The 13,392-nt window shown below is 35.4% G+C and carries 11 protein-coding genes and 1 tRNA gene; 9 read left to right on the forward strand and 3 right to left on the reverse strand.

Going from position 1 to position 13,392, the window contains the following annotated elements; all coding sequences use genetic code 11:
* Nucleotides 1-98: 98 nt before the first annotated feature.
* The 9 genes from U9966_RS06620 to tsaB all read left to right on the forward strand — a co-directional run bounded on the left by U9966_RS06620 (nucleotide 99) and on the right by tsaB (nucleotide 9,054).
* Complete coding sequence (locus U9966_RS06620) at nucleotides 99-938, forward strand: putative RNA methyltransferase (protein WP_306347166.1); 840 nt, start codon at nucleotides 99-101, stop codon at nucleotides 936-938.
* Between the two features lie 84 nt (nucleotides 939-1,022).
* Nucleotides 1,023-1,099, forward strand: a tRNA-Met gene (locus tag U9966_RS06625).
* A gap of 200 nt (nucleotides 1,100-1,299) precedes the next feature.
* Nucleotides 1,300-1,761, forward strand: a complete 462-nt coding sequence (gene rimP / locus U9966_RS06630; RefSeq protein WP_211597492.1) for a ribosome maturation factor RimP — start codon at nucleotides 1,300-1,302, stop codon at nucleotides 1,759-1,761.
* Between the two features lie 12 nt (nucleotides 1,762-1,773).
* Nucleotides 1,774-3,255, forward strand: a complete 1,482-nt coding sequence (nusA, locus tag U9966_RS06635) for a transcription termination factor NusA (protein ID WP_211597493.1) — start codon at nucleotides 1,774-1,776, stop codon at nucleotides 3,253-3,255.
* A gap of 20 nt (nucleotides 3,256-3,275) precedes the next feature.
* On the forward strand, nucleotides 3,276-5,789 hold the full coding sequence (gene infB, locus U9966_RS06640) for a translation initiation factor IF-2 (RefSeq protein WP_306347165.1): 2,514 nt from the start codon (nucleotides 3,276-3,278) through the stop codon (nucleotides 5,787-5,789).
* 135 nt (nucleotides 5,790-5,924) lie between these two features.
* Nucleotides 5,925-6,308 carry a 30S ribosome-binding factor RbfA gene (gene rbfA, locus U9966_RS06645; RefSeq protein WP_211597495.1) on the forward strand — a complete coding sequence of 128 codons (384 nt, stop codon included), beginning with the start codon at nucleotides 5,925-5,927 and terminating at the stop codon, nucleotides 6,306-6,308.
* Between the two features lie 2 nt (nucleotides 6,309-6,310).
* The gene (gene truB, locus U9966_RS06650) at nucleotides 6,311-7,249 is read left to right on the forward strand and encodes a tRNA pseudouridine(55) synthase TruB (RefSeq protein ID WP_306347164.1); all 939 of its coding nucleotides are present in this window, start codon (nucleotides 6,311-6,313) and stop codon (nucleotides 7,247-7,249) included.
* 14 nt (nucleotides 7,250-7,263) lie between these two features.
* Nucleotides 7,264-8,337 carry a 3-deoxy-7-phosphoheptulonate synthase AroG gene (gene aroG / locus U9966_RS06655; RefSeq protein WP_306347163.1) on the forward strand — a complete coding sequence of 358 codons (1,074 nt, stop codon included), beginning with the start codon at nucleotides 7,264-7,266 and terminating at the stop codon, nucleotides 8,335-8,337.
* A gap of 18 nt (nucleotides 8,338-8,355) precedes the next feature.
* The gene (gene tsaB, locus U9966_RS06660) at nucleotides 8,356-9,054 is read left to right on the forward strand and encodes a tRNA (adenosine(37)-N6)-threonylcarbamoyltransferase complex dimerization subunit type 1 TsaB (RefSeq protein WP_306347162.1); all 699 of its coding nucleotides are present in this window, start codon (nucleotides 8,356-8,358) and stop codon (nucleotides 9,052-9,054) included.
* Between the two features lie 165 nt (nucleotides 9,055-9,219).
* Here the strand turns inward: tsaB and U9966_RS06665 are convergent, their stop codons facing one another.
* Genes U9966_RS06665 through U9966_RS06675 form a run of 3 tightly spaced genes read right to left on the reverse strand, consistent with a single transcriptional unit; the run spans nucleotide 9,220 to nucleotide 13,357 of the window.
* Nucleotides 9,220-9,846 (reverse strand): class I SAM-dependent methyltransferase, encoded by a 627-nt coding sequence (locus U9966_RS06665; protein WP_306347161.1) that lies wholly within the window; start codon nucleotides 9,844-9,846, stop codon nucleotides 9,220-9,222.
* 14 nt (nucleotides 9,847-9,860) lie between these two features.
* The gene (locus tag U9966_RS06670; RefSeq protein ID WP_306347160.1) at nucleotides 9,861-11,585 is read right to left on the reverse strand and encodes an ABC transporter ATP-binding protein; all 1,725 of its coding nucleotides are present in this window, start codon (nucleotides 11,583-11,585) and stop codon (nucleotides 9,861-9,863) included.
* Entirely contained in the window at nucleotides 11,582-13,357 is a 1,776-nt protein-coding gene (locus U9966_RS06675) for an ABC transporter ATP-binding protein (protein ID WP_306347159.1), read from the reverse strand. The genes U9966_RS06670 and U9966_RS06675 overlap by 4 nt, the downstream gene beginning before the upstream one ends.
* Between the last annotated feature and the right edge of the window lie 35 nt (nucleotides 13,358-13,392).

Here is a 13,392-nt window from a genome sequence, read left to right on the forward strand (position 1 = left end):
TTACCTAGTTAAAATATAAAAAAATAACAATAAAAATTAGCGAGTTATTTCAAATTGTAGGATAATGCTAAATTATGAATTGTATCTATGAGAATTTTATGCTGATCTGTCCCCATTGTAAGACTAAATTAAACCTATCTGAAAAATCATATCGTTGTGAGAATAATCATTGCTTTGATCAAGGAAAAGCAGGGGATCTGAATTTATTATTAGTCAATCAAAAACGTAGTAAATCACCGGGTGATAGCCGTGAAATGGTAAATGAACGCCATAATTTTTTAGAAAGTGGAGCTTATTCACCTATTACTGAATTATTGGCAAAAACAGTAATGAAATTGACACAAGGAGAACCGAAGGTTATTGTTGATGCAGGTTGTGGTGAAGGTTATTATTTGCGTCAAGTTCAACGACTTTGTTTCCCTACTTTAGACTATTTTCATAATAATGGTGGTCAGTTTATTGGTTGGGATATTTCTAAATTTGCGGTTCAAAAAGCAGCAAAATCGGCAAATTTTTCAGCACTATGGCTTACGGCAAGCAATGCCCATATTCCATTAGCAGATAATAGCGTGGATATTTTAATTAGTGCATTTGGTTTTGAAGTGGCTGAAGAATTTGCTCGTGTATTAAAACCAAATGGTTATATGGTTACCCTTGATGCAGGAGAAAAACACTTGTTATCTTTAAGAAAAGTGATCTATCCGATGATTAAACCTTTTCGTGAAAAACCATTATTAAATGAGTCTTTGTTTCGTTGTATTAAAAAAGATTATACAAGCTACTATACATTACTTAATAAAACTCAGCTTTCACAACTAATGATAATGACGCCTCATTTGTATCGAGCAACGTACGAAGGAAAAGTCGCTGTTCAGCAACTTAATGAGTTGGAGATTGATGTTGATGTTCAGTTACGAGTTTATCAACACAATGCTTAGAAAATGAGAGAAAATAAATTTTTTAAAATATCTATAAAATACTTGCATTAATAAAAAAAATGACTATAATCATTCCCTATCAGACGCGGGGTGGAGCAGCTTGGTAGCTCGTCGGGCTCATAACCCGAAGGTCGTTGGTTCAAATCCAGCCCCCGCAACCAGCTTTTTTAAGCTCATTTTCTTGTTTGAAAATGGGCTTTGTTTTTATTAGAACAAGGTAAAAACATATTTTAAAAAGTCCCAAACAATGTGTTGGGGCTTTTTTGTAGGAATTAAACAAGGTCATAATAAATATTTGACTATTTTTCTAAGAAGGAGCTTATATAGCTCTTTTTTTATATTTAATTATTAGGAGGTATCTTTGGCTACATTAGAGCAAAAGCTACAAGAACTAACGCAAACTTCTATTGAAGCAATGGGATTTGAGTTAGTAGGCATTGAAACACAGAGAGCAGGACATTTTTTAACTGTTCGTATTTATATTGATAAAGAAGACGGCGTAACTGTAGAAGATTGTAGTAGTGTGAGCCGTCAAGTAAGTGCTATTTTTGATGTTGAAGATCCAATTAGTGATAAGTATAATCTAGAGGTTTCCTCTCCTGGTTTGGATCGTCCACTATTTACTCCAGAGCATTATCAACGTTTTATTGGACGAGATGTAATTATACATCTACGTATTCCAATGTTTGATCGTCGTAAATGGCAGGGCGAGTTAGTTAGTGTTGAGAATGATTTAGTCACATTAAAGGTTGAGAATGAAATGCAAAACTTTGCATTTGGTAACATTCAGAAAGCAAATTTAGTTCCAATTTTTAATTTTTAAAAGGTATTTAAAATGAGTAAAGAGATTTTATTGGCAGCAGAAGCTGTCTCTAACGAAAAATTGCTACCAAAAGAAGCAATTTTTGAAGCCTTAGAAATGGCATTGGCAATTTCAACAAGAAAGAAAAAAGAATTAGATGTTGATGTCCGAGTAGTGATTAATCGTAAAACAGGTGATTTTCAAACATTTCGACGTTGGACTGTGGTTACAGAAGTACATAATACAACTCGTGAAATGAGTATTGAAGCAGCTCAATATGATGATCCAACTATTCAGGTAGGTGATGTGATGGAAGATGAAATTGATTCAATTCCATTTGATCGTATTACAATGCAAACCGCACGTCAGGTAATTACAACTAAAATTCGTGAAGCTGAACGCAATAAAGTGATTGAACAGTTCCGTTCACAATTAGGTGAAATTATTAATGGTACAGTTAAAAAAGTAAACCGTGAGCAAATTATTTTAGATTTAGGTTATCAAGCTGAAGCGGTTATTGTGCGAGAAGATATGTTACCTCGTGAAAATCTTCGCCCAGGAGATAGAGTACGTGGTGTTCTTTATGAAATTAAGCCAGATTCAAAAGGACCTCAATTATTTGTTACTCGTTCAAAACCTGTAATGCTTGAAGAGTTATTCAGACTAGAAGTACCAGAAATTGGTGAAGAATTAATTGAAATTAAAGGTGCTGCTCGTGATCCTGCATCTCGTGCAAAAATCGCAGTGAAGAGTAATGATAAACGTATTGATCCTGTTGGTGCTTGTGTAGGTATGCGTGGTGCAAGAGTTCAAGCGATTAGTAACGAATTAGGTGGTGAACGCGTAGATATCGTACTTTGGGATGACAATCCAGCACAGTTTGCGATTAATGCGATGGCTCCTGCTGATGTTGCATCTATTGTTGTTGATGAAGATACACATACAATGGATATTGCAGTAGAAGAAACAGCACTTGCACAAGCAATTGGTCGTAATGGTCAAAACGTACGTTTAGCCACACAATTAACCGGTTGGACTTTAAATGTGATGACCATAAAAGATCTTGATAAAAAACATCAAGCAGAAGATGATAAAATTCTTCATCTATTTATGGAAGCACTTGAGATTGATGATGACTTCGCACAACTTCTTATTGATGAAGGTTTTTCATCACTAGAAGAAATTGCTTATGTACCTATTGACGAAGTGACAACAATTGAGGGGCTTGAAGATGAAGATTTGGTTGAAGAGTTGCAAGAGCGAGCCAAAACAGCTATTACTAAACAAGTAATGCTTGAAGAAAAAATGTTAGAAGATGCACATATTGAAGATAAATTATTAAATCTTGAAGGTATGGAGCGTCATATCGCATTTAAGCTAGCTGAAAAAGGCATTGTTACATTAGAAGAATTAGCTGAGCAGGGTACTGATGATTTAGCTGATATTGAAGAATTATCATCAGAAAAAGCAGGTGAGTTAATTATGGCAGCACGTGAAATTTGCTGGTTTAGTTAATCACTGTAAGGAGAATTAAAATGACAGAAGAAAAAAAAGCACCTAAAAAATTAAGTTTACAACGTCGTACTAAAACGACAGTAAGTGCGACAACTACGGGTGGAAAAGCCAAAAAAGTTCAAGTTGAAGTACGTAAATCTCGTAAAATTGATGTAGAAGCAGTTAAAGCTGCAAAACAGAAAGAGTTAGAAGAAGCAAAAGCTAAAGAACAAGCAGAAAAAGAAGCAAAATTAAAAGCCGAAAAAGAAGCAAAATTGAAAGCGGAAGAAAAAGCTAAAGCGAAGAAAGAAAAAGCAGATAAAGAAGCAAAAGTAAACGCAGACGCTACGCCTAAAAAGACTAAAAAATCGGTAAAAGCAGAGGATAAAAAAACGACAAAATCAAAAGAAGAAGAGGAATTTCGTCGTAAACAAGAAGAACTTGCTCTTAAAAAAGCAGAAGAAGCTGCAAAAAAAGCAGCGGAGGAAGCTCGTCGTTTAGCCGAAATGACTCAAGATGAAGTCAAAACAGAAAAAATAGAAGAATTTGAAGATGCTCGTTTTACTTCAGATTATGCTCGTGAAGCTGAATTTGATTCAGAGCGTAAAAGTGAAAGTAAAGGGCGTAAAAAAACGAAGAAAGTCATTAATGAAGATTCTAAAAAGAATGAACGAGAAGAAAATCGCCGTAATCAAAGTCGTGGTCAAAAAGGTAATTTAAAACTGGGTAAAGGTAAGCGTAATGTGAAAAAAGGCAATTCGTCTATTCAACAAAGCTTTACTAAACCTGCAGCACCGGTTACTCGTGATGTGGTTATTGGCGAAACCGTCACTGTTGCAGAGCTTGCAAATAAAATGGCAATCAAAGCAACCGAAGTCATTAAAACGATGATGAAAATGGGGGCAATGGCGACCATTAACCAAGTGATTGACCAAGAAACGGCACAACTTGTTGCAGAAGAAATGGGTCACAAAGTTGTACTTCGTAAAGAGAACGAACTTGAAGAAGCGTTAATGAGTGATCGTGATTTAAATCTTGAAAAAGTAAATCGAGCACCAGTAGTAACCATTATGGGACACGTAGATCACGGTAAAACTTCATTACTTGATTATATTCGTAAAGCAAAAGTTGCTGATGGCGAAGCTGGCGGTATTACACAGCATATCGGTGCTTATCACGTTGAAACTGATGACGGTAAAATGGTTACTTTCTTGGATACACCGGGACACGCCGCCTTTACTTCAATGCGTGCACGTGGCGCTAAATCAACGGATATCGTTATCCTTGTTGTTGCTGCAGATGATGGTGTAATGCCACAAACAATTGAGGCAATTCAGCACGCAAGAGCGGCAGAAGTTCCTTTAGTTGTTGCAGTAAACAAAGTAGATAAACCAGAAGCAAATCCTGATCGTGTTGAGCAAGAATTATTACAATATGAAGTGGTTTCTGAAAAATTTGGTGGTGATATTCAGTTTGTACACGTATCAGCAAAACAAGGTACGGGCGTTGACGCATTATTAGATGCTATTTTATTACAATCAGAAGTACTTGAATTAACGGCAGTTAAAGAAGGTATGGCAAGCGGAGTGGTCATTGAATCTTACTTAGATAAAGGTCGTGGTCCAGTAGCAACAATCCTTGTTCAATCAGGTACTTTAAACAAAGGTGATATCATACTTTGTGGCTTTGAATACGGTCGTGTGCGTGCAATGCGTGATGAAAATGGTAAAACCATTGAATCTGCAGGTCCTTCAATCCCAGTTGAGGTATTAGGTCTTTCTGGCGTGCCAGCAGCAGGGGATGAAGCAACCGTTGTACGTGATGAGAAAAAAGCACGTGAAGTGGCTTTATATCGTCAAGGTAAATTCCGTGATGTGAAACTTGCTCGTCAGCAAAAAGCAAAACTTGAAAATATGTTTACGAATATGACCGAAGGCGATGTAGCGGAGTTAAACGTTATTGTTAAAGCCGATGTTCAAGGTTCAGTTGAAGCCATTAGTCAAGCATTAGTTGAACTTTCAACGGAAGAAGTGAAAGTAAAAGTTGTTGGTTCTGGTGTTGGTGGTATCACAGAAACAGACGCAACCCTTGCCGCGGCATCAAATGCAATTATCTTAGGATTTAACGTACGTGCTGATGCATCTGCTCGTCGTGTAATTGAAACCGAAAACTTAGATTTACGTTATTATTCAATCATTTATGAATTATTAAATGAAATTAAAGCGGCGATGAGCGGTATGCTTGCACCTGAGTTTAAACAAGAAATTATCGGTTTAGCTGAAGTGCGTGATGTATTCCGTCACCCTAAATTTGGTGCGATCGCAGGTTGTATGGTAACCGAAGGTATTGTAAAACGTAACAATCCAATTCGTGTATTACGTGATAATATTGTTATCTTTGAAGGTGAATTAGATTCATTACGTCGTTTTAAAGATGATGTTGCAGAAGTTCGTAGTAATATGGAATGTGGTATGGGCGTGAAAAACTACAATGATGTTAAAGTTGGCGACCAAATCGAAGTCTTTGAAATTATTGAAATTCAACGTTCAATCTAAAAAATATGTGTAGAGACAAGGCACGCCTTGTCTATGATATATTTTAACAATATATAAGCGGTTAGATTTATCAAAAAATTTGCAAATTTTTTATAAGATCTTACCGCTTGTTTGCTAACAAAAGGATATAAAAAAATGGCGAAAGAGTTTACACGATCAGACCGAGTTGCACAGGAATTACAAAAAGAAGTGGCAATTATTTTACAACGAGAAGTGAAAGATCCTCGAGTTGGAATGGTAACTGTTTCAGATGTTGAAATTAGTCGAGATCTTGCTTATGCAAAAATATTTGTTACTTTCTTATTTGATGAAGATGATAGTGTAGTTGAGCGTGGCTTAGAAGGTTTAAATCAAGCATCAGGCTATATTCGTAATCTCGTTGCGAAAGCAATGCGTTTACGTATTGTTCCAGAGCTTCGTTTCTTCTATGATCAATCGTTGGTTGAAGGTATGCGTATGTCTAACCTTGTGAGTGATGTTATTCGTAAAGATAAGCAAAAAAGCACAACAGAGGAATAATCGTGGGTAGAAGACCAACTAAAAAGGGCAGGGATATTCACGGTGTTTTTTTATTAGATAAGCCTCAGGGAATGAGCTCTAATGATATTTTACAAAAAGTAAAACGTCTATTTAAAGCAAATAAAGCAGGGCATACAGGGGCATTAGATCCATTAGCCACAGGTATGTTACCAATTTGTTTAGGCGAAGCAACCAAGTTTTCACAGTTTTTATTAGACTCCGATAAGCGATACGTTGTCACGGCAAAATTGGGTGAAAGAACGGATAGTTCTGATGCTGAGGGTGAGGTTGTGCAAATTCGTGGGATAAATGTTGAACAATCACAGATTATTGATGCTTTAACACAGTTTAGAGGCGATATTTTACAAGTGCCAACAATGTTTTCAGCATTGAAACATAATGGAAAACCTTTGTATGAATATGCCAGAGCAGGAATTACCGTTGAACGTGAAGCACGTCCAATCACGATTTTTGAGCTAAAATTTATCAGCTATGAAGCCCCTTATTTAACCTTAGAAGTGCATTGTTCAAAAGGGACTTATATTCGTACTTTGGTTGATGATTTAGGCGAAGTTTTAGGTTGTGGTGCACACGTGACAGTGTTGCGAAGAACTGGGGTTGCTAATTATCCTAAAAATAAAATGATGACTTGGGACGAATTACAACAACTTAGCGAGCAAGATGATTTAACTCTTTTAGATCAACATTTATTGCCCGTAGACAGTGCAGTGGCGAATTTGCCAAAAATTGATTTAGATGCAGAACAAACTAAAGCAATTGGATTTGGACAACGCTTAAAATTGATGAACGATCAGCAAATTTATGGGCTAGTTCGTTTATTTTCAGATAATCATTACTTTTTAGGTATAGCAGAAATAGATAAGAATAATGTTCTTAGACCAAATAGAATGGTTAATATTAATCACAATATAAAAGAATAAGGAAAGATAGCATAATGATGTACAGAAATGATGATATTAGAATAAAAAATATTGAACAATTACTTCCTCCAGTGGCATTATTAGAAAGCTTACCAGCAAGTGATATTGCAGCAAATACTGTAGAAAAAGCACGTGATACGATCCATAATATTATACAAGGTAATGATGATCGTTTATTGGTTGTAATTGGTCCTTGTTCTATCCATCATCATCAACTGGCATTAGATTATGCAGAAAAAATCAAAGAAATGAGAGCCAATCCACGAATTAACCAACATTTAGAATTAGTAATGCGAGTCTATTTTGAAAAACCTCGTACTACTGTGGGTTGGAAAGGGCTGATTAACGATCCTTATTTAAATGAAACTTACTCTTTAAATGATGGGTTACGTATTGCTCGCAAGGTACTTTCTGACATTAATGATATGACAGTTCCTACTGCAGGAGAGTTTTTAGATATGATAACCCCTCAATATCTAGCCGATTTTATGAGCTGGGGAGCAATTGGTGCAAGAACCACAGAATCACAAGTTCATCGTGAATTAGCGTCAGGATTATCTTGTGCTGTGGGTTTTAAAAATGCAACCAATGGTTCAGTACAAGTCGCTTTAGATGCCATTGCATCAGCAAAAGCACCTCATCATTTTTTATCCGTTACCAAATTTGGGCATTCTGCCATTGTATCGACCGCAGGAAACCCTGATTGTCATATTATTTTACGTGGGGGAAGTAATGGTACAAATTATGATGAACAATCGATTAAAAATGCGTGTGATGAACTTAAAAAAGCAAATTTTAGACCTCACGTAATGGTAGATTTTAGCCACGCCAATAGTCAAAAACAATTTAAACGTCAATTAGCCGTCAGTGATGATATTGCAAATCAAATAGCACAAGGTTCTGATTTGATTTCAGGTGTAATGATTGAAAGTCATTTAGTCGAGGGGCGTCAAGATTTAATTGATGGCAAAGCGCTTACTTATGGACAAAGTGTGACAGATGCTTGTATTAATTGGGAAGACAGTGAAAAAATCTTATTCCAACTTGCAGACGCCGTTGCAATACGTCGTAAAAATAGAGCAAAATAATTTAGAATAGGTCAAAAAATGTTGAAAACAATTTTAGTGATAGATACTGCCACAGAATCCTGTTCTGTGGCTTTGTTGCATAAAGAGAAAATTACCACTTTGAATGAATTAAGCCCTCGTAGTCATACACAACGCATTTTACCTATGGTTGATGAACTATTAAACAATGCCAATATTCAATTATCCGAAGTTGATGCCCTTGCATTTGGACGTGGACCAGGTAGTTTCACGGGGGTACGCGTTGGTGTCAGTGTTGCACAAGGCTTAGCTTTTGGTGCAAATTTACCTGTTATCCCTGTTTCAAACCTAACCACAATGGCACAACAAGCCTATCAACAGCTTGGTGCAAAAAATGTAATTTGTTTAATTGATGCAAGAATGAACGAGGTTTATTTCTCACAGCTAACCAAAACAGAAAATGGTTGGAAAGAGGTAATTCAAGAACAAGTTTGTACCCCTGAAAAAGCCATTGAGCAAATTCAACAAAGTAAAATACAAAATTGTGTGGTAGTGGGTACTGGCTGGAATGCTTATTCTCAGTTTAAAGAGAGTAATTTAGAGGTAACCGAAACAGATATAACTCTGCCACAGGCTGAGTTTATGTTGCCTTTAGCTCAAATTGAATTAGTAAAAGGAAATACGCAAAGGGCGTTAGATATTGAACCAATTTATTTAAGGAATGAAGTAACTTGGAAGAAGTTGCCTAATAAACAGTAGAGTAAATTAACTTTATGTCTAATTTGCAAATTTTGGATTTAATGTAACCGCTATATTTTGTAGCTAAATTAACTATTGTTAGGTGTACAGTATAAATATTAAGAAGTGAGTAATTTTACGAACCCCAAAAGTTTAATATAACTTTTGGGGTTTTATTATAGATAATTAAGATGATTTTTTAGCTATTACAAACATTGCTTTACTTTGTTTATCACCTAGTAGTTTAGCTTCTTCAACACTGAATCGGTGAATATTCACAAAATTTATAAGTGTATTTAAACCAAACTTTGTTCCTCCTTTTGGTGGTTTGCCAAATACTTTTAAATATCGGTAGATCATTTTGAGAATGTTAATATAGGTCATACCATCTGTTGTGTATGAAACTATAATCAATTTACCATTTGGTTTTAATAAACGATATGCTTCGGCTAGGGCTTTTTCAGGTTGGCTAACAACGTGAATTAAATTTGCCATAAATACCGTATCGTAGCTACTTTCAGCAAGGTTAGTTGAGTAACAATTAGTTTGTTGTACACTTATATTGTCAAATTCAATTAAGTTTGTTTTAGCAATTTCAATCATTTGTTCTGAAATATCAGTGGCTAAAATTGTGTTACAGTTAGTGGCTAACATTTTAGTGTAATGACCCGTGCCACAACCAAATTCTACGACATTTCCTAATTCTTTTAGCTGTGAAAGTTTTGCTATAATTTGAGAGATTGTTTCTTCACCTGCAATATAGTGTTGAAACTTATCAAATTTTTTTGCTATTGGAGACCAATCTTTTTCCATTTTTACCTCTGTATTTAATTATTTTGTGCTTTTAACATCATTGAAAATACGCCATTTTGTGTTTTTAAGATTTCAGGTGTACCCGTTTCAACTACTTGCCCTGCTTTAATTGTCACAATTTTATCGGCATTAACAACAGTACGCATACGGTGAGCAATAATAAGTACCGTTTTGTTTTTTATTAACGCACTAATAGCTTGTTGAATTTTGCATTCATTTCTAGCGTCAAGACTAGCGGTGGCTTCATCTAGCAAAATAACAGGCGCATCTTTTAGTAATGCACGTGCAATAGATATACGCTGACGTTCACCTCCTGACAATTTTTCACCATTTTCACCGATAAGGGTGTCATAGCCTTGTGGTAAACGTTCAATAAATTCAACACATTGTGCAATACGAGCTGCCTCTTTCACTTCTTCATCTGTTGCATCTTTGCGACCAAGACGAATATTTTCCATTATAGTACTATTAAATAGTGCAACATCTTGAAATACGATAGCAAAATGAGCAAGCAATACTTCTGGTTCAATCTCACTGATATTTTGACCACCCAATAAGATCTCACCACTATCTATATCCCAAAAGCGAGCTGCAAGTTTGGCAACAGTACTTTTACCTCCACCTGAAGGACCAATCAGAGCAGTGACTTCTCCTTGTTTTGCGACAAAACTAACATCTTGTAAAGTTTTCATTCCTGTTTGATAGCTAAAATTAACAGCCTTAAATTCAATATCAAAATGAGTTGGATTAAATGTTTTATTCCCTGTTTGTCTTGGCATTGCGTCCATTTCTTTCATACGCTTAATACGAACATTAAGATACAGTAACAATGCAAAATGGTTCATTACATCTATAAATGGGTCATAGATACGTCCAACAAGAATTAAAAAAACTAAATAGGTGAATAGACTGATAGTATCTTGAGAAAATAGCCACGCACCAATGATAATGACACTCGGTAATCCAAGTTTTAGCATAGAGTAAGAGATATTTAATAAAGCACCTCCGAGCAATTCAAGATTAATCAATTTATTCTCATATTCATCTAGGGTTTGATTGAGAGTGTCTAAATAGTGGGTTTCTTGGTTATAAGATTTAATCTCTTGCACCATATCCATACCATTTTGGATTTGTTCACTTATTAGCAGTCGTTGAGCATAGATAACATCGTGATTGCGTTGCATTTTTTGTTTAGATAAATAAAATACCAAAAAACCGACAGGGACGACCCAAAATATTGCCAAACTCATTCGCCAATCGTAAAAGAACATTGATAAGCCCATTACGCTCATACTGATGGCTGCGGCAAAAATCTGAGGTACAGCGTGAGAAAACAGCATTTCTATTTGGGTGGCATCTTCCATAATTAGAGAGCTTAAATCGGCGGTATCTTTTTTACCAAAAAATGCCATAGGTAGTTGGCGTAGGGTTTCGGCTAATTTAATACGACGGTCAGCACTTTCATTGTATATTTTGGTATAACACTTTTCGTAATCAATATAAGCTAAACTGTACATTACTAAAAAAGCACATAATGCAAAAATAAGATAAAATAAGATGCCGTATGATGGTAGCGTTTCTGATTTGAGTAGCCCTAAATAATCTTGTAAAAAAGTAAATGTAAGGACGACAGGTAACATCATACTTAAATTTAATAAGGTACGCCAGAAAATAGCGGTACGTAAGTCTTTTGCACCTGTTTCACTAAGGGCAAAATGGTTCTGGAAAAACTTAATCATTTTGCACCTCCTACATTATCAAGTTTCCAATCTATTGCTTGTTGATATTCATTCCACATTTGTTGATATAATCCACCTTCAGTAAGAAGCTGTGAATGTGTACCACTTTGTACAATTTTACCATTATCAATCACTAAAATTTTATCTGCCTGTTGCACAGTCGTTAAACGGTGTGCAATCATTAATGTGGTTTTTCCTTTACTGAGTTCTTGTAAAGCCTGTTGAATAAGATGTTCATTTTCAGGATCAGCAAAGGCAGTAGCTTCATCTAAAAGTACAATGGGTGAATCTTTTAAAATTGCTCTTGCTAAAGCGATACGTTGTTGTTCACCACCTGATAAATAAATTCCTTCTTTTCCAACCTGAGTCTCTAATCCTTCTGGTAGATTATCAATAATTTCACGACTTTGAGATAAATCAATGGCTCGATCAATTTCACTTTCACTCGCATTTGTTTTGCCATAGGTAATATTATCCCTTAGAGATAGTTTAAATAATTTCGTATTTTGAAATACAAAAGCAATACAATTCATTAATGTTTGGCGAGATAAGGTCTTAATATTTTGTCCACCTATCAATATCTCCCCTGATTTTACGTCCCAAAAACGTGCTAATAAACGTGCAATAGTGGTTTTTCCTCCTCCTGATGTACCAATAAGTGCAACAGTTTCACCTGCATTAATAGTAAAACTGATGCCATCTACTGCGTTACGATCGCTACCATCATAGGCAAACACTACATTTTTAAATTCTACATCAAACGTTTTTGGCATTTCGCTTTCAGGGACAAATGTCATCTCAGGATAGTCTAAAATAGTATCAAAGTGATCAAGACATTGTTTTGTTACACTAGTAAAATGCTGAAACTGCATACTACGCATAAATAACAAAGTAAAATTAGGTGCAATAAGTAGGTAAAAAATGATATTACTCAGTGTTTGTCCAAGGTTGTCATTGCTGATAAAAAATAGCGTAAATGGTACAAGAAAAAATGCAGCAGATTGCATAATGACAGTATAAAATGCCATTTGTTTTTGAAATAAAAGGGTGTAAGTATAAACCGTTTCTTTATAGCGAGTAATACTATCTACAAAACGAGTAAAGGCATAGACACTTTGTCCAAATGTTTTTACTATTGGAATACCACGTACATATTCAACAGATTCACTGCTCATTTCTTCAAGGTGATCCATATATTTTTGACGAAATTCTTCTCCACTTTTACTCATCATAAAACTCATTGAGATAAATCCTAAGGCAATTGGGATTAATGAAACTAGTCCCAATTGCCAATCAATTACAAGCATTAGTAACAACATAAGCAGAGGAGCGATAATAGTTGCAGATAAATCGGGCAATTGATGTGCTAAAAAAGTATGAGTTTGACTGGCATTATCATCAATAATTTTACGTATTTTACCGCTTTGATTATGATCAAAAAAGCCTAAAGGCATATTCATAATGCGTTGCATACCTATTTTTCGCATACCGACTTCTGTACGAAAAGCAGCAAGATGTGAAGAAGTTAAGGCTAAAAAATAGAGTAACATCGCCAACAGGGCAGATCCCAATGTTCCCCCAGCATACCAACCTACATTACTGAGATCAGGTTGGGAGGCAAATAACTCTTTGGCAATTAACCAAAGAAAAACAAAGGGTAATAAACCTAATGTTGCAGAAATTGCAGATAATGCCAAAGATGTGGCGAGTAAATATTTTTTCTCACCCATATAAGGTGTTAATCTTTTAAGTAAATGTGGTTTTGTTTTCATAAAAACTCCATTTTCAAGTTTAGGATTTTATTTAA

The sequence above is a fragment of the Pasteurella atlantica genome (genome assembly GCF_963693435.1).
GTDB classification, from domain to species: domain Bacteria; phylum Pseudomonadota; class Gammaproteobacteria; order Enterobacterales; family Pasteurellaceae; genus Phocoenobacter; species Phocoenobacter atlanticus.

Bases quoted from the DNA above. Each gene is read 5' to 3' on its own strand.
- rbfA (WP_211597495.1), top strand. From the start codon at position 5,925: ATGGCGAAAGAGTTTACACGATCAGACCGAGTTGCACAGGAATTACAA.
- infB (WP_306347165.1), top strand. From the start codon at position 3,276: ATGACAGAAGAAAAAAAAGCACCTAAAAAATTAAGTTTACAACGTCGT.
- nusA (WP_211597493.1), top strand. From the start codon at position 1,774: ATGAGTAAAGAGATTTTATTGGCAGCAGAAGCTGTCTCTAACGAAAAA.
- U9966_RS06675 (WP_306347159.1), bottom strand. From the start codon at position 13,357: ATGAAAACAAAACCACATTTACTTAAAAGATTAACACCTTATATGGGT.
- U9966_RS06670 (WP_306347160.1), bottom strand. From the start codon at position 11,585: ATGATTAAGTTTTTCCAGAACCATTTTGCCCTTAGTGAAACAGGTGCA.
- U9966_RS06620 (WP_306347166.1), top strand. From the start codon at position 99: ATGCTGATCTGTCCCCATTGTAAGACTAAATTAAACCTATCTGAAAAA.
- aroG (WP_306347163.1), top strand. From the start codon at position 7,264: ATGATGTACAGAAATGATGATATTAGAATAAAAAATATTGAACAATTA.
- U9966_RS06665 (WP_306347161.1), bottom strand. From the start codon at position 9,846: ATGGAAAAAGATTGGTCTCCAATAGCAAAAAAATTTGATAAGTTTCAA.
- tsaB (WP_306347162.1), top strand. From the start codon at position 8,356: ATGTTGAAAACAATTTTAGTGATAGATACTGCCACAGAATCCTGTTCT.